The organism is Candidatus Binatia bacterium, assembly GCA_035631035.1.
Taxonomy (GTDB): Bacteria; Eisenbacteria; RBG-16-71-46; order SZUA-252; family SZUA-252; genus DASQJL01.
Genome location: DASQJL010000082.1, coordinates 101,807 through 117,289 on the forward strand (window position 1 = coordinate 101,807; position 15,483 = coordinate 117,289).

The 15,483-nt window shown below is 68.9% G+C and carries 16 protein-coding genes; all 16 read right to left on the reverse strand.

What is annotated here, in order from left to right:
• Nucleotides 1-6: 6 nt before the first annotated feature.
• The 16 genes from VE326_09320 to VE326_09395 are packed head-to-tail and all read right to left on the reverse strand — an operon-like array spanning nt 7 to nt 15,321.
• Entirely contained in the window at nt 7-828 is an 822-nt protein-coding gene (locus VE326_09320; GenBank protein HYJ33404.1) for a PTS system mannose/fructose/sorbose family transporter subunit IID, read from the reverse strand.
• Complete coding sequence (locus VE326_09325) at nt 825-1,577, reverse strand: hypothetical protein (protein HYJ33405.1); 753 nt, start codon at nt 1,575-1,577, stop codon at nt 825-827. Before VE326_09325 ends, VE326_09320 begins: the two co-directional genes overlap by 4 nt.
• Nucleotides 1,578-1,614: 37 nt before the next feature.
• Entirely contained in the window at nt 1,615-2,103 is a 489-nt protein-coding gene (locus VE326_09330; GenBank protein ID HYJ33406.1) for a PTS sugar transporter subunit IIB, read from the reverse strand.
• Nucleotides 2,103-2,507 carry a hypothetical protein gene (locus VE326_09335; GenBank protein HYJ33407.1) on the reverse strand — a complete coding sequence of 135 codons (405 nt, stop codon included), beginning with the start codon at nt 2,505-2,507 and terminating at the stop codon, nt 2,103-2,105. The genes VE326_09330 and VE326_09335 overlap by 1 nt, the downstream gene beginning before the upstream one ends.
• A 5-nt stretch (nt 2,508-2,512) precedes the next feature.
• On the reverse strand, nt 2,513-3,496 hold the full coding sequence (gene hprK / locus VE326_09340; GenBank protein ID HYJ33408.1) for an HPr(Ser) kinase/phosphatase: 984 nt from the start codon (nt 3,494-3,496) through the stop codon (nt 2,513-2,515).
• The gene (gene raiA / locus VE326_09345; protein ID HYJ33409.1) at nt 3,483-4,022 is read right to left on the reverse strand and encodes a ribosome-associated translation inhibitor RaiA; all 540 of its coding nucleotides are present in this window, start codon (nt 4,020-4,022) and stop codon (nt 3,483-3,485) included. Before raiA ends, hprK begins: the two co-directional genes overlap by 14 nt.
• Before the next feature lie 31 nt (nt 4,023-4,053).
• Nucleotides 4,054-5,487 carry an RNA polymerase factor sigma-54 gene (gene rpoN / locus VE326_09350; GenBank protein ID HYJ33410.1) on the reverse strand — a complete coding sequence of 478 codons (1,434 nt, stop codon included), beginning with the start codon at nt 5,485-5,487 and terminating at the stop codon, nt 4,054-4,056.
• Between the two features lie 12 nt (nt 5,488-5,499).
• Nucleotides 5,500-6,216 (reverse strand): LPS export ABC transporter ATP-binding protein, encoded by a 717-nt coding sequence (gene lptB / locus VE326_09355; GenBank protein HYJ33411.1) that lies wholly within the window; start codon nt 6,214-6,216, stop codon nt 5,500-5,502.
• Nucleotides 6,217-6,221: 5 nt separating this feature from the next.
• Nucleotides 6,222-6,824 carry an LPS export ABC transporter periplasmic protein LptC gene (lptC, locus tag VE326_09360; protein ID HYJ33412.1) on the reverse strand — a complete coding sequence of 201 codons (603 nt, stop codon included), beginning with the start codon at nt 6,822-6,824 and terminating at the stop codon, nt 6,222-6,224.
• A gap of 40 nt (nt 6,825-6,864) precedes the next feature.
• Nucleotides 6,865-7,866, reverse strand: coding sequence for a KpsF/GutQ family sugar-phosphate isomerase (locus tag VE326_09365; GenBank protein HYJ33413.1), 1,002 nt, complete (start codon nt 7,864-7,866; stop codon nt 6,865-6,867).
• A gap of 20 nt (nt 7,867-7,886) precedes the next feature.
• Nucleotides 7,887-8,750, reverse strand: a complete 864-nt coding sequence (gene kdsA, locus VE326_09370; protein HYJ33414.1) for a 3-deoxy-8-phosphooctulonate synthase — start codon at nt 8,748-8,750, stop codon at nt 7,887-7,889.
• Nucleotides 8,747-10,411: a CTP synthase gene (locus VE326_09375; GenBank protein HYJ33415.1), complete on the reverse strand. Its 1,665-nt coding sequence runs from the start codon at nt 10,409-10,411 to the stop codon at nt 8,747-8,749. The genes kdsA and VE326_09375 overlap by 4 nt, the downstream gene beginning before the upstream one ends.
• A 19-nt stretch (nt 10,412-10,430) precedes the next feature.
• Nucleotides 10,431-11,300 (reverse strand): 3-deoxy-manno-octulosonate cytidylyltransferase, encoded by an 870-nt coding sequence (kdsB, locus tag VE326_09380; GenBank protein ID HYJ33416.1) that lies wholly within the window; start codon nt 11,298-11,300, stop codon nt 10,431-10,433.
• A gap of 54 nt (nt 11,301-11,354) precedes the next feature.
• Complete coding sequence (locus tag VE326_09385) at nt 11,355-13,499, reverse strand: TonB family protein (protein ID HYJ33417.1); 2,145 nt, start codon at nt 13,497-13,499, stop codon at nt 11,355-11,357.
• Complete coding sequence (locus tag VE326_09390) at nt 13,499-14,419, reverse strand: energy transducer TonB (protein ID HYJ33418.1); 921 nt, start codon at nt 14,417-14,419, stop codon at nt 13,499-13,501. Before VE326_09390 ends, VE326_09385 begins: the two co-directional genes overlap by 1 nt.
• On the reverse strand, nt 14,416-15,321 hold the full coding sequence (locus tag VE326_09395; protein HYJ33419.1) for a TonB family protein: 906 nt from the start codon (nt 15,319-15,321) through the stop codon (nt 14,416-14,418). The genes VE326_09390 and VE326_09395 overlap by 4 nt, the downstream gene beginning before the upstream one ends.
• Nucleotides 15,322-15,483 lie beyond the last annotated feature (162 nt).

The window sequence follows — 15,483 nt, forward strand, 5'->3', positions numbered from 1 at the left end:
CCCCCTCTAGACCCAGGCCGCCATGACGCACCCCGCGAGCAGCGCGGCGAGCGCGACCTCGACCGGACGCCCCGGCATCGCCTTCCGGCCGGCGAGGCCCACGAGGGCGCCGAGCGCGACGGGCGTCAGCATCAGCGCCCACGCGGCGCCGCCTTCGTCCGCGCCGCCCCGGACCGCGCCCGCGGGACCCTGCACCAGGGCCGCGAGGGCGAGGAACGCACCGAACGCGAACGCGCCGACACGCTCCAGAATCGCGTTTCGTTCGGAGAGTTGAAGCGAGCGGAGGAGCGCGGCCGGCCGGTCTCCCTCCCGGTAGCCGCGCGCGACGCCGGCGAGCCGGTACGGCAAAGCGACGGCATTGTACGTCAAAAGCAGGAACAGGGGACAGAGCAGCACCCGGAGATCCGGAGCGCCCGATGCGGGGGGCGGCAGCACGAGCAGGGCGATCACGCTCAGGAGCCCCGCGAGCGGGCGGAGTGTCACCCAGAAGAGCGGGTCTCCGAGACCGGCGAGCGGCGTGGCCATGGCGCGCTTCGCGCCGTCGATCGCCGCTTCGGAGATCGGCTCGCCCGACGCCCGGCGCTCCTCGAGGCGCGCCGCGACCCCCAGGACGTAGCCGGAAAGAATCGGATGCGTGGCGAAATAGGCCAGGTGGCGGCGCAGCGCGGCGCCGCGCTCGGCGGGATCGGCGTAGAGCCGCCGCAGAAAGGGAATCATCGCGAAGCCGAAGCCCAGCCCCTGCATCCGCTCCGGCTGCAGGAGGGCCTGGATGTGGAACGACCGCGACGTCGCGCGGCCGAAGTCGGTCTTCGGGAACCGGTCGCTCACGGAGCCGCCACCTTGAGCCCTTGAAGCAGGAAGGCCACGACCAGCGCCCCGAGCGCGGCCCAGCGCCATCCGTGCCGCCGCCCGCGGACGTGCGCGTTGAGTCCCGCGGCCGCGGCGGCCCCGAGGAGCACGGCGAAGACCACACCTGCGCGGCGCGCGGTCAGCTCGCCGGCGAAGCGCGGCAGATAGCTGAGCGCCGCCCAGAGGAGGAGGATGGTTCCCCCCCACGACCACGCCGCGCCGACCAGGAACGTCCGGCCGAGCCCGGCCCAGTAGAAGCGGTCGAACGAGGCCATGTCCCCCGCCGCGGCGAGGGCCTCGGCGCGCGCCACCGTGGCGCCGCCGGGACGGTGGAGACGCGCGAACCAACCCCCCAGCACCGCCGAGAGGAGTCCCGCCCCCACGCCGATCACGACCCACAGGATCCCGCCCGCCGAGACCGCGAGGGCGGGATGGAGGCGCGGAAGCGCCAGCAGCGCGACGGCGCTCCCCACCACCGACGCGGTCGCCGTGTCGCGCGGCGCCTGCGCCGCCGGGAGCGCGGGATCGGTCAGGAGCAGCTGCAGAATTCCGCCCACGGCGAGCGGGATCCGGAGCGCCCAGAGCTCCCACTCCGGGCCGGGATTGATCAGGGCGCCGGCCAGGCACGCGCCGACCAGAGGCTGGCTCAGCATGAGGCTCCAGCCGGCGGCGCGGTCGACGGCGAGGATGCCGCCCACGAGCGAGACGCGGATCAGCTCCCCGACCACGGCGCCCCCCCGGCGCGGCCGCCGCGCGCGCGCGCCGTCACGACGCGCTCCCGGGCAGCAGCTCTTCGAGCGGATGCTCGGGATTGCTGGGCAGGTCCCGCGCCGCGACCCGGACGCCGAGCGAGGCGAGGCGCGAGAGCCGCGCGCGGTCCTGTTCGTCCAGGAACACGTAGGGCAGCACCGGCGAGCGCCCCGGCGCGTGATGCAGGCCGCCGACATTGAGATCGGGGATCGGAAAGCCTCCCAGGACCAGCCGCAGCGGCTCGTCGAGTCCCGGGAAGAGCATCACCGCGCGCTCGCGCTCCACCAGGGCGCGGGTCTCCGGCGCGAGCGCCTCGCGCACCGAGACGCAGCGGCCCGCGGCGTCTTCCGGCACGGCCAGCAGATAGAGGTCTCCGCGGGCAGGATCCGCCGCGAGCTCGTCCGAGACGACGAGGTACAGGGTGGGGCGGAGCGCACGGCCCCATCCGTGGGCGACCTGCCCGTGGACCAGCCGGTCGTCGACGCGCGCCAGGAGCAGCGGCACTAGTAGAGGACGATCCCCGCCTTCCCCTTGGCTTCCATGCGCGCGAGGAGCTGTTCCAAGGGGATGGCGTCGCGGTTGTAGAAGAACTCGAGGAGCATGGGAAGGTTCACGCCGGCGATCCGCTTCACGGTCCGCGCGGCGGGTTCGGCGCGGCGCGTGGCGATGCCGCAGCTTCCCGCGGCGAGATCGCTGAACAGGACGACGGGCGCGCCCTCGGGAAGGCCGGCGATCTCCGCGTCGATCCGGTCCCGGAGGCCGTCGGCGGAGAGCCCGCTGTTGCTGACCGTGATCACCGCGGATTGCGCGCCGAGGATCGCCTCCACCGTCCGCACCAGCTCCTCCCCCAGCACGCCGTGCGTGACCAGGATCGCGACCGGTCGCGCGCCTCCGGCGGGGCCGTTCATGGCGGCTACTCCGTGTCGTCCCGAACGAGCGGGCTCGAGAGGACCTTCATGCGCATCGATTCGAGCAGCCGGTCGTTCAGGGCCCGCGCGGGATGGTAGCCGTAGACCTTGACCAGGTGGTTCAGCGCGACGACTTCTGCGATCACGGTGATGTTCTTCCCCGGGAAGATGGGAATGGTGACCAGCGGGATCTCGACCTCGAGGTGCTTCACCGTCTGCTCGTCCATCCCGAGGCGCTCGTAGTCGCGCGCCTCGCTCCAGTCGGTCAGGTGGACCTCGACCTCGACGCGCTTCTGCCCGCGGATCGAGCGGATGCCGAAGATCGACTGGACGTCGATGATGCCGAGCCCGCGGATCTCCATCGTGTGCTTCAGGACCTCGTTGCACGATCCGATCAGGATGTCGCCGTGGCGGCGCGTGATCCGGACCACGTCGTCGGCAACCAGGCGATGGCCGCGCTCCACCAGGTCGAGCGCGGTCTCGCTCTTGCCGATGCCGCTCCGTCCGGTGAAGAGCAGCCCCACGCCGTAGACGTCCACGAGGGAGCCGTGGGTCGTGACGTGCGGGGCGAAGACGAAGTCGAGATAGGCCGTGAGCTGGTGGATGAAGGGGGTCGTGTCCTGCGGCGTGCGGAAGACCGGGACCCCTTCCCCGTTCGCCCGATGGAGGAGGCCGGCGGGAAGGTCGAGCCCCTTCGCCACGATGATGCAGGGGACGCGGAACTGGAAGAAGCGGTCCAGCGCCTCGGTCTGCTCCTTGGGCCCCAGCGTCTGGAAATAGGCGATCTCGGTGCGACCGAAGATCTGGATGCGCTCGGCCAGAAAGTTCTCGGTGAAGCCCATGAGCGCCATCCCGGGCCGGTTGATGTCGCTCATGGTGATCGGAATCTTCGAATCGCTGGAGTCCGACAGGAGCTCCAGGCTCAGCTGCTCCTTCTGGCGCTCGTAGAGCTGCGCGACCGTGAGGGTCGGCGGACTATTCGAGCTCAAGGAGCGCGACCTCCCGGTCCCCGAGACGATAGGCGACGCGCAGTCCCGCGTTCGTTCCGCGCTCCGAGAAGACGAGCACCGGCTTGTTCCCCTTGAGGAGCGCGCGGGCCGCCTGCTCCGCCGAGAGGAGCGGCGCGCGCGTCTTCCGGCGGACGACGGAGATGCCGGCCGGGCGCGTGCTCGGGAGCTGGAGCGATTCCAGCTCGGCCGGCTCGGCGCGCATGGCCGGGGCGCGCTTCTTCTTGTCCTTGAGCCGGTCCTTGTGCCGCGTGAGCGCCTTCTCCTGCTTGGCCAGCACCTGGTCCAGAGCCACGAGCGGATCCTGGTCGGTGCCGCGGGTCAGGAGATCGACGGCGTTGCCGTGCAGGCGGATCTCGGCGATGTGCCGGAAGCCCTCCTTGGTGACGACCAGCTCCGCCCGGATGAGGCTGGGATAGAAGCGCGCGAGCTTCTGGATGCGGGCCTCCGCGGATTCGCGAAACGCGGGGGTGGGCTTCCAGTGGCGCCCTTTGATCGTGATGTCCATGGCTTCCTTTCTGGGATGGATGCGCGCGGGTTCAGGCGTACCGGCGCCGGGCCCGGGCGGGCAGGATGCGGAGGGCTTCGCGATACTTGGCCACGGTGCGGCGCGCGATCTTGAGCCCCGACTCCTGGAGCACCTCCGCGATGCGCTGGTCGCTCATCGGGTCCAGCTTGTCCTCGCCGTTGATGAGCTGGAGGATCTTGTCCTTGGCCGCCTTCGCCGAGACGTCGTCCCCTTCCTCGGTCGCGAGGCCGCTCGAGAAGAAGTACTTGAGCTCGAAGACGCCCCGCGGGGTCTGCACGTACTTGTTCGTCGTGACGCGGCTGACCGTGGATTCGTGCATGCCGATCTGGTTCGCGATCTGCTGGAGCGTGAGCGGCCGGAGCCCTTCGACGCCCTTCTCGAAGAAGTCCCGCTGCTCCTCGACGATGCGCCGCATCACCTTGATCATCGTCTTCCGCCGCTGCTCGATCGTCTGGATCAGCCACTTGGCCGAGTTGAGCTTCTCCGAGATGAACTTCCGCTCCTCGTCGCCGCCGCTCTTCTTGCGCAGGATGTGCTGGTAGGCGTTGTTGATGCGGAGCCGCGGCACGTTCCGGTCGTTCAGCGAGACCACGTAGTCCTCGCCGACGCGCTCGACCACGAGATCGGGCGTGACATAGCGCGTCTCCTCCGCGGCGACCTCCTGTCCCGGACGCGGATCGAGGGTCGCGATCAGGTCTCCGGCGCCCTGCACCTCTTCCACCGTGCAGCGCATCGCGCGGGCGATCTCGCTGAAGCGCTTGTTGAGGAGATTGTCGAACTGCTCCTGGACGATCCGGCCGGCCAGCGTGGCCTGGAGGTTCTTCTGCGCGAGCTGGATCCAGAGGCACTCTTGCAGGTTCCGCGCGCCGACGCCCGCGGGCTCGAACGTCTGGATCTTGGCCAGCACCTCCTCCACCTTCTCGGGAGGCGCGGCCAGCGCCTCGGCCACCTCGTCCACCGTCGTCTGCAGATAGCCGTTCTCGTCGATGGAGCCGATCAGGTAGTCGCCGATCGAGAGCTCCAGCTCGCCCATGCCCGTCAGGCGGAGCTGCTCGCCCAGGTGCTCGCTCAGGCTCTTCACCGTGACCGGCACCTTCTCGTAGAACTCCTCGCCCGGATCGTCGGTGCGGGGCGCCACCGGGCCGTCCCACGAAGAGTCCGGCCAGAAATCCTCCCACTCCACTTTCTGGTCCTCGGGGGTCGCGTCGGGCGCCTCGGGCTGCTCGGACTCCTTGAGCCCGGTCTCCTCCTTGGCGTCGTCGATCTCCTGGACCTCTTCCACCTCGTCCACTTCCTCGAGCATCGGATTGCGCTCGAGCTCCGCCTTCAGCGCCTGCTGCAGCTCCAGCGTCGGCATCTGAAGCAGCTTCAGCGCCTGCTGCAGACGCTGCGTGATGATCAGCGTCTGCCGCATCTGCTGGTGGAGGCCGGCTTTCATTTCCATCGGGGGGTTCCTCTAATCCAGACGGAATCGCTCGCCCAGATAGATCTGGCGCGCGACCGGGTCGTCGGCCAGCTCCCGGCTGGTGCCCTGGAGCAGGATCCGTCCCTCGAACATGATGTACGCGCGGTCCGTGGTGCTCAACGTCTCCCGCACGTTGTGGTCGGTGATCAGAATGCCCAGTCCTTTCGCCTGCAGCCGTCCGACGATGTCCTGGATCTCGGCCACCGCGATGGGGTCGATCCCCACGAACGGCTCGTCCAGCAGCATGAACTTCGGCTCGGTCACCAGCGCCCGCGTGATCTCCACGCGCCGGCGCTCCCCGCCCGAGAGGTTGTACCCCTTCCGGTCGGCGAGGTGCGCAATGTTCAGCTCCTCGAGGAGCTGCGCGAGCCGCGACGCCCGCTCCTTCCGCGAGAGCGGCAGCGTCTCGAGGATCGCGAGAATGTTCTCGCGCACCGTCAGGCGCCGGAAGATCGACGGCTCCTGCGCCAGGTATCCGATGCCCAGGCGCGCCCGCCGGTGCATCGGCATCCGGGTGATGTCCCGTCCGTCCACCAGGATCTGCCCCGCGTCGGCGCGGAGCAGCCCCACGATCAGATAGAACGTCGTCGTCTTCCCCGCCCCGTTCGGGCCGAGAAGGCCGACCACTTCACCCTGGTCCACCGTGATCGACACCTTGTCGACCACCTTCCACTGCCCGTAGTACCGCTCGAGGTCCCGCGCGACCAGCCCGCTCACAGGGAGTCGACGTTCCCCTCGGTATCCGTCACCTCGGCGCGGACCTCGCGCCGGAGGTGGAAGTGGTCCAGGCTCGGATCGCTCTCGAATCCGTAGCCGGTCACCACGTCGTGCTGCCGCGTCACCTTGACGAAGCCGTCCGAGACGATCTTGCCGGCCGTGTTCTGCCAGCGCAGGGAATCGGTCTCCATCCGGATGCCGCTCTCGGTCGTCACCACCACGTTGCCCCGCGCCTCCAGATCGTTCGTCCGCTGGTGCACCCGCCCCGTCTTCGCGACGAGGGTCGAGAACTTCTTGCCTTCCTTGTCGAAGAATTCGATCCGGACCGTCTTCGCGTCGACGAGGCTCTGATCGTTGTACATCGCGGCATAGGACGCCCAGAGGGTCCAGTTCTTCTTCCCCTCCGAGCTCTCCGTGAGGGTGAAGTCCCGCGCCTCCTGATCCGGCAGCCGGACATCTTCCCCGGTCGGGGTCGAGGCCGGACGCGACTGGCACCCGAACGCCGTCAGGACGGCGGCCAGCGCGACCAGGACCGGCGCTCGCGCCAGGACCCGGCTCCGGCGGAGTCCCGCCGGCGACCCGGAGCGCGACTCTACCACGGCGCTTCGAGCGTGGTCAAACTGTTGCGCCGCCATGGTCTTACCCGGCGCGCACTCCGAGGCAGTCGTGAAGATGGAGCACCCCGACCGGGGTGCCGTCCTTTTCCAGCACGACCAGGGAGGTGATGGGTCCCCCCGGGTTTTCCTCCATCATCCGGACCGCCCGGGCGATCGACGCCTCTGCCTCCACGGTCCGCGGCGTCCGGATCATGACCACGGACACCGGCTGGGCCAGATCTCCGCCGCCGCGCAGGAGGATCCGCTTCAGGTCGCCGTCGGTGAGGATCCCCGCCAGCTTCCCCGCACCGTCCACGACGGTGGTCATGCCGAGCCGCTTGTTCAGGATCTCGAGCAGCGCCTGGCGAAGCGTCGCGCCCTCTTCCACCCGGGGGAGCGCCGCGCCCTGGTGCATCAGGTCGCACACCCGGTGCGACGCCGCGTGCCCCAGGACGCCGCCGGGGTGGAGCACGGCGAAGTCCTCGCGCGTGAACCCCTTCAGCCGGAGAAGGACCACGGCGAGCGCGTCGCCCAGGGCGAGCATCGCCGTCGTGGAAGAGGTCGGAACGAGATCCTCGCCGCACGCTTCGCGCGGCGCGCCGATCTCCAGGACGTGATCGGAGACGCCGGCGAGGCTGGATTCGCGGCCCGCCGTCATCGCGACGACGCAGACGCCCCTGCGGCGGAACGCGGGAACCAGATCGATCAGCTCGCGCGTCTCGCCGCTCTTGGAGAGGAGCAGCGCCGCGTCCTCGGGAGCGACGATGCCGAGATCCCCGTGCACGGCGTCCACCGGATGGACGAACGTGGCCGGCGTGCCCGTGCTGGTCAGGGTGGCCGCGATCTTCTTCGCCACGAGCCCCGACTTGCCGACCCCCAGGGTCAGGATCTGGCCGCGCGCTTCCGCAAGCGCCTGAACCGCGGCCTCGAACTCCGTTCCGATCCGCGGCTTGAGCTGAAGAACCGCCGCCCCTTCGAGGTCGAGCACCTCGCGCGCCCACGCGACGACCTTCGATGCGGTATCGGTTTCGGCCGCCAGGGTCACGCCCTCTCCTCGCGCTCGCGTCATGCTCGCTGGCCTTCCAGAACCACCGTATCGGCAACCGCTTGCCGAATCTTCATCAAGCTTCGCAAAAGCTCCTCCAGTTCCGCGAGAGGCCACTGCGACTCGCGGTCCGATCGGGCGCGCTCCGGCGCGGGATGGGTCTCGATGAAGATCCCGTCGACGCCCGCCGCGACCGCGGCCCGGGCCAGGACCGGGATCATCGCGCGATCGCCCCCCGTCTCGGCGCCGGCAGGACGCTGCACCGAATGGGTCGCGTCGAAGAAGACAGGGCAGCCGAAGCCGCGCATCGTGGGGAGTCCGCGGAAGTCCACGACGAGGTCGCCGTGTCCGAAGGTCGTCCCGCGCTCGGTCAGGAGGATGCCGGGCGCGCCGGCGGCGCGCGCCTTGTCCACGACGTGCCCCATGCCCGAGGGGGCAAGAAACTGGCCCTTCTTCACGTGGAGCGGCTTCCCCGTCTGCGCGGCCGCCTCGATGAGCGCCGTCTGGCGGCAGAGGAAGGCCGGGATCTGGAGCAGGTCCAACACCCCCGCCGCGTCGCCGACCTCGGTGGATTCGTGCACGTCGCTCGTGACGGGAACGTCGGCCACTTCGCGGATCCGCGCCAGCGAGCGCAGCCCCTCGGAGGGGCCGGGTCCGCGATAGGAGTCCCCCGACGTGCGGTTCGCCTTGGCGTAGGACGCCTTGAACACGAACGGCATGCCGAGCGATCCCGCGATCCGCTTCACCTCCCGCGCGATCTCGAGAGCCTCCCCTTCGTCCTCGAGCGCGCAGGGACCCGCGATCAGTCCGAGCCGCTCGGAGCCGAAGGTGACCGGACCGACCCGCACCGGGGCGATCTTGAGCGGAGAAGGCGTGGGACTCATGGGCGCGGCGCGCCGGAGGCGCTCTCCTGGCCCGGGCGCGCCGGAGCGCCCGCCTCGCGGCGACGGCGCTCCTCGTTCGCGGCACGGACGAAGCCGCGGAAGAGCGGGTGCGGATCGGAGGGGCGCGACTTCAGCTCGGGATGGAACTGGACGCCCACGAACCAGGGATGGTCGGGCAGCTCGACGATCTCGACCAGGTCGCGCGCCTCGAAGAGGCCGGTCACGCGCATGCCGCGCTCCTGGAAGACGTCGCGATAGGCGTTGTTGAACTCGTACCGATGACGATGGCGCTCCTCCGCCCGCGGACGGCCGTACTCCGCCTGCGCGTGGCTGCCGGCGGCGAGCGCCGCCTCGTACTTCCCGAGCCGCATCGTCCCGCCCATCTGGGAAACCCCCTCCTGCTCGGGCATGAGATCGATCACCGGGTGCGGCGTCGAGGGATCGAACTCCGAGGAGTCCGCGCCCTTCAGTCCGGCCACGTCGCGCGCGAACTCGATCACGGCACACTGCATGCCAAGGCAGATGCCGAAGAAGGGCACCTTGCGCTCGCGGGCGTAGCGCGCGGCCTGCACCATCCCCTCGGTGCCCCGGTCGCCGAAGCCGCCCGGGATCAGGATCCCGTGCGCCTGGCCGAGCAGCGCCTCCGGGCCGTCCAGCTCGACGCGCTCCGAATCGACCCAGTCGATCTTCACCGTCACGCCGTTCGAGACCCCCGCGTGCTGGATCGCTTCGGCGATGCTCTTGTAGGCGTCGCGCAGATGCGTGTACTTCCCCACGACGGAAATCGTCACCGACTCGCGGGCCGACTTCATGCGTTCCGAGAACGAGTTCCAGGCGCGCAGATCGGCCGGGCCCGCGTCCAGGCGGAGCATCTGCACGACCAGGTCGTCCAGGCCTCCCTTGTGAAACATGAGCGGCACCTCGTAGATCGAGGGGACGTCGATCGCCTCGATCACCGAGCGGGTCGGGACGTTGCAGAAGAGCCCGATCTTCTCCTTCACCTCCTGCGGCAGCGGCACTTCGGTGCGGCAGAGGAGGATGTCGGGCTGGATCCCGATCGCGCGGAGCTCCTTCACCGAGTGCTGTGTCGGCTTCGTCTTGATCTCGCGCGCGGCGCCCAGGTGCGGCACCAGCGTGACGTGGATGAACAGCGTGTTCAGCGAGGAGAGCTCCAGCCGCAGCTGGCGGATCGCCTCCAGGAACGGGAGGGATTCGATGTCTCCGACCGTGCCGCCGATCTCCACGATCGCCACGTCCACCGGCCGCCCGCGCGTCAGCGACATCATGCGCGCCTTGATCTCGTCGGTGACGTGCGGGATCACCTGCACCGTGCGACCCAGGTAGTCGCCGCGGCGCTCCTTCTGGATGATCGCGTCGTAGATCTGTCCCGCCGTGACGTTGTTCTCGCGGCCCATCGAGACGCCGAGGAAGCGCTCGTAGTGCCCCACGTCCAGGTCGGTCTCGGCGCCGTCGTCGGTGACGTAGACCTCGCCGTGCTGATAGGGGCTCATCGTCCCCGGATCGACGTTCAGGTAGGGATCGAACTTCTGCAGCGTGACCGCGAGACCGCGCGACTTGAGCAGCGAGCCGATCGCCGAAGCGGCGATCCCCTTGCCGAGCGACGAGACCACGCCACCGGTCACGAATACGAACTTGGTCATCGCCCCGCTCCCCCCTTCGTCATGATGCTCCCCCCTCGCTCCATCGCGTCCGTGCCCGCGCCAGATCCTCGGGCGTGTCGATGCCGATCGAATGATAGTCGCCGATGGCGACGTGAATCGGGATGCCGTTCCAGAGCGCGCGCAGCTGCTCGAGCCGCTCGCTGGTTTCGAGCGGCGCGGGTGGCAGCGCGGCCAGCTCGCGCAGGGTCGTGAGCCGATAGCCGTAGATGCCGACGTGAAGCAGAGTCGGCGCCGGGCCGGCCGCGCCCGTGCGGGACGCGCCCGGCGCGGAGCCTCCATGCGGAATGGGCGATCGCGAGAAATAGAGGGCGCGGCCCATGCGGTCGAGCACCACCTTCACGCGGTTGGGATCGTTCGGATCGTCGTCCGGCGCGAAGGGCGCGGCCAGCGTCGCCATGCGCACCTCGGGCCGGTCGAAGAGCGAGACCAGGTGATCGAGCCCCTCCGGGTTCAGGAACGGTTCGTCCCCCTGGACGTTCAGGATGACGGGATCGGCCGCCAGGTCGGGGTCGCGGACGCCGTCCGCCTGGGAAGCCCGGCGCGTCACGTCGCACAGGGCGGTCGCGGCCTCCGCCACACGGTCCAGCCCCGAGGGATGGTCGCCGCGCGTCAGGATCGTTTCACCCCCCGCGCCGCGGACGGCCGCGGCAATTCGCTCGCTGTCCGTGGCGACCCAGATCGCCTCCAGCGAGCGCGCGCTTCGCGCACGCTCGAGCACGCGAACGACAAGCGGCTTACCGCCGAGATCTTGTAAGGGTTTTTCGGGGAGACGGGTGCTTTGGAGCCGCGCCGGGATGATCGCGACGGCCCCTGAGGTCGGGCGCGTGGGCACATCGCGCTCCGCTCGGGGGGACGGGAGACGGTGCACGAGTCATGCTAGCAAGGCATGTATGCAGCAGTCAAGGCACGAGCCGTGCGAGATCTATTCACTGGGTGGGAACGGAACCGACGCCTCGATCCAGACGGCAACCGGCTTGTTGTTGCTCAACGCGGGTTTGTACACCCAGCGGGAGACAGCTTCCGTGGCCGCGGCGTCGAGGCCGTCCACGCTCCGCACCACCTTCACCTTCCGGACACGGCCGTCGCGTCCAATCAGGAGATGGACCACAACCGTTCCACGGATGCCGGCGGTTCGAGCGGCCTCCGGGTAGACCGGTGCCGGACCCTCGAGTTTCACAGGAGGGTCCTCGTAATAGACGAACTCGCCGTGTTCAGGATCTCCGTTGGGGGGAGCACGGAACGTATCGGCGCCGCTCTGCTGGGGGGGCGGCTTCCATGTTCGTCTTCGGGAAGACGACACCAGAATCTTGAAATCAGTCCAGGCCCCGACCGGGCTTCCGTGGAACACCGACGGACGATATCGACTTCGGCGCACAACTCTGTTGATCTCCGCGTCGGTGCCCGGAACGCCACGGACGACTTGAACGCTCCGGACCAACCCGTCGATGCCAACGAACACGCGGACCTGAACCGTATCCCAGGGAGCGCCGCCGGAACGCAGATTTCCGAGAAGCAGCGAGTCGGCCTGCAGGAGCGCAGGGAGCCCTCCGCTGCGCGCCGTGGCGATAGCCCAGGTCGCAGGGTCGATCCCGCGAGGTGGTGGCTGGTCGTGCGGCACCAGCACGCCCAAGTCGACGCGCGCCGTGATCGGTCGCCCGTCGAGAAAGGCGGGAAAAAACGTCCACTCGAGAGCCCGTCGCTCGGTCTCATCCACGAGCCCCGGCGTCCGCGGAAACACGCTCTCGACCGTTCCACGGTTCGACAGATCGGCCCGATACCAGATGGTATCCGCCGCGGCTCCTTTCGCCTGAAGCGCGCGCGACCCGGCGTCCATCCGAAGCCTCTGCGGAGCTCGGAATCGTGAAGGCTCTGGAGACTCCAGAACCCGTCCGCCCCAGGTGGACTTGGACAATCCCCGGACAAGCACCCTGAGCCGGTCCGCAATGGGCGCGCAGCCCGCGGCGATGGGCTGAAGCCCTCGTGAACGCATCGAGATCAGATCGGGCTCGAGATCGAGCACGAGCCGGGTCGAGTCCACGCGATTCTCCGAGCGGACTTCCCAGAGTTGCGCGTCATCGTAGAGGGTCAGGCTGTCCGTTCCCCTCGCAAAGGCTCCGGGAAGCTCAAGCAAGGCAATCAGGCTCTCCCTCCAGCCGGGAGGAGGCATGGAAACGGTCCCCAGCAGCTGGGGACGTCGTGCCGTCATGTCCAGACGGAGGGACCTCGGGATCAGGACTTCGATCGCGCGCGCCTGACGCAAGCGCTCGATGTGGCGCGCGAGGAGATCGCGATCGGGACCCGAACCCGCGAATCCGCTCGCCGCGCTCCCCAGGACAAGAGCGAGGACGGCGCCCAGAATGCCCGCTGGGGTTCGCTTCCCTCCCGATGGGAACGACGGAGGTCCTTGGCGCAGGCGGCGATGACGGTCGAACCATGCGGCCCATGGCACGAGGAACCACAGCGCGAGACCAGTCCACGCGATCGTCCGCACCATGTCCGGTCCCGGCGTGGGCGGCGGCCCCGCCACGTCGCCCAGCCAGATCAGGGAAAGAAACGCGAGGAACAGGACGAAACCCCACGTTCCCCGCCGGTCGCGCGCCTTGGTCTGCACGGCATAGATCGCTACGGCCGCCACGTACATCGCGGTCTCGATCGTCACCTCGAGCGCCGGGTGGTTCCAGAGGCCGAGCCCGACGCGGGTGGAAATCCCCGGAGCGAGCTGGAGGTCGGGGCGATGGGTGATCCAGTCCAGGAACCAATGGCTGAAGACGGCGACGCCAAGCATGAGCGCGCCGATCCGGTATCGCTTCCGCGCCCCATAGACGCCTCCGATGAGCACCGCCCAGACGATCGCCATCAGGAGACTGTGCGAGATCGGGTAGGCATCGAACGCCAGCGGCGTCGCCTTCGTGGCGGCCACGTCGATGTGGAATCGCTCCAGACCCAGCAGCACGAGCGGCGGCCAGATGAGGTCGAGGAACTGCGCCCCGAAGATCAGGGTGCCGAGCGACATCTTCGGCGCGACCCGCTTCCCCGCAAGAGCGACCGCGAAGTGTCCGACGAACATCAGGGAAGATGAAACTCCACGGGCACGTCGATCCAAACCGGCACCGGAGTGCCGTGAAGGAGCGCGGGCTTGTAGACCCAGCGCCCGACGGCATCCGCCGCGGAGGCGTCGAGATAGTTCACGCTACGGACCACCTTTACATCCTGGACTCTTCCGCTCGCAGCGACCAGGACGCGCAAGAGGACCGTCCCTTCGATCTTTGCCTCCCGGGCCATCTCGGGATAGACGGGGGTGATCCGCGAGACGACTTCCGGCGGCGTGTCGTACGCCTGCTTGCTGGTGGCCTCAGGTATCGATCGATTGGCGATCCCCTGCACGAACCAGATGTCGGGTGGAGGCGCCAGCGATGGCGCCAACCCCCGGTGACGCATCGCGCTCTCGACGACGGGGAGCGCCTCCGGGTTTTGCGGATCGTAAGCCCACAGACACCAGGCCAGATCCGTCCGGAGCGTATCCGGTAGCCGGGCGGAAAGGGCGCCCTCCCCGGGCTTGAAGAGTGCTGCCGAAGACCCCTCGAGGGATACGAGCAGATCGATGCCGAGCGAGTCCTCCGACCAGTGGAGACGCAGCGTCGGCGGCGCTGCGCCGGGCCAGCCCGGGACGCGCACCCAGGAGCAGCCCGCGAGCATGCCCAGCAGACGGCGCAGCGCCTTGTCGGGTCGGGTGCGAAGCGGGACGACGTTTCGGAATGAGTCGGAGCCGACAACGAAGATCGTGCCCGTGTCGGAGCCGGCGGTCGTCAGTCGGTAGGCTGTCGGCGGCCTGCGGAGGAGTTGTGAAAACAGGTCTGGATCGGTGAGGTGGATCGAGCTGGATTTCGCCGGTTCCGGAGCCGCTGCCTTCTCGGGAGCGCAATTCCCCGTTCCGGCCGTCCCAAGGCCGATCACAGCAATGGCGAACGCGGTACGCAGCCCTTTCATTGCCGCAAATAGTGATCCGGCGGCAAGTCCCGGAGCGAGAAGGTCACGGGGACTTCGACCCAATCTTCGATCGCTGCGCCTCCACGCATCGCGGGGCGAAAGGTCAGGACGCTCACTGCGGCCCGGGCGGCCGTGTCGAGGCCGGGGACCGAGTGGACCACTTCGATCGCGCCCACCCGTCCGTCGGGGTCGACCCGTACGCGCAGGACGACGGTTCCTTCGATCCCAGCCATGCGCGCAAAGGGCGGGTATTCGGGCGAGACCTGACGGTCGAGCCGGGCATGCACGGTGGGAGGCTCGCTCTCCGTTGGTTGCGAAGACTGCAGCTCCAGAACCTGATTCAGGAACGCCAGAAAATCCGCCGGGGGCGTCATGGTGGGCTGCATCCTCAGGCGACGGAGCTCGTCGTGAACGAACGGCTGGACGTCCGCGTTTTCGGGGTCGAGGCCCCACAGGCACCAGGCGAGTTCCCCGTAGTCGCGGTCGGGAAGATCGCAGGCCGCGGTGCCTTCCCCGGGCACGGTCATCGTCGCCTTCATGGCCCGGAGCGAGATCAACAGATCGGCGCGGATGGAGTCGCTTTCGACCGAGAGACCCAGGGCGGGTGTCTCGGGTGAGGTCCAGCCGCGTGGCCACCGCATCCACGTGTACCTGGAAAGATCATCCACAAGGACGAAATAAGCCGCGGACGTTTCGATCGGCACCTCGCCCGTGATGACGAAGCAGTCGAGAGCCGATCCCCCGGCGAGGATCGCGGAATCGCACTGCGCGCTCCATGAGCCTTCCACGCGGAAGGCGTGCACATCGCCGATCGCCAGACTGTCGAACAGCCCTGGCGCCTTGAGCGTGCGCAACGGGGCGGCGGAAGCCGGCGCCGCCCAAGTAGCGACCGCCAGAGCCATGAGGGCTGTCCGGAGCGATAACGAAGCCGAACTCACGGGTGCTCCTTGAAGACGTTGGGGGGATTACGTGGAGTCTAGCGCTTCCCAGGTTCAACGGGGACACGAATCGGGGTGTGAATATGACACTGCGCGGGTGAAATCGACGACGCCCGTCGCCCGGCA

Coding starts and splice junctions, on each gene's coding strand:
- VE326_09375 (HYJ33415.1), bottom strand. CDS start 10,411: ATGACCAAGTTCGTATTCGTGACCGGTGGCGTGGTCTCGTCGCTCGGC.
- raiA (HYJ33409.1), bottom strand. CDS start 4,022: ATGGACATCACGATCAAAGGGCGCCACTGGAAGCCCACCCCCGCGTTT.
- kdsA (HYJ33414.1), bottom strand. CDS start 8,750: ATGAGTCCCACGCCTTCTCCGCTCAAGATCGCCCCGGTGCGGGTCGGT.
- rpoN (HYJ33410.1), bottom strand. CDS start 5,487: ATGGAAATGAAAGCCGGCCTCCACCAGCAGATGCGGCAGACGCTGATC.
- VE326_09395 (HYJ33419.1), bottom strand. CDS start 15,321: ATGGCTCTGGCGGTCGCTACTTGGGCGGCGCCGGCTTCCGCCGCCCCG.
- VE326_09390 (HYJ33418.1), bottom strand. CDS start 14,419: ATGAAAGGGCTGCGTACCGCGTTCGCCATTGCTGTGATCGGCCTTGGG.
- VE326_09385 (HYJ33417.1), bottom strand. CDS start 13,499: ATGTTCGTCGGACACTTCGCGGTCGCTCTTGCGGGGAAGCGGGTCGCG.
- VE326_09335 (HYJ33407.1), bottom strand. CDS start 2,507: ATGAACGGCCCCGCCGGAGGCGCGCGACCGGTCGCGATCCTGGTCACG.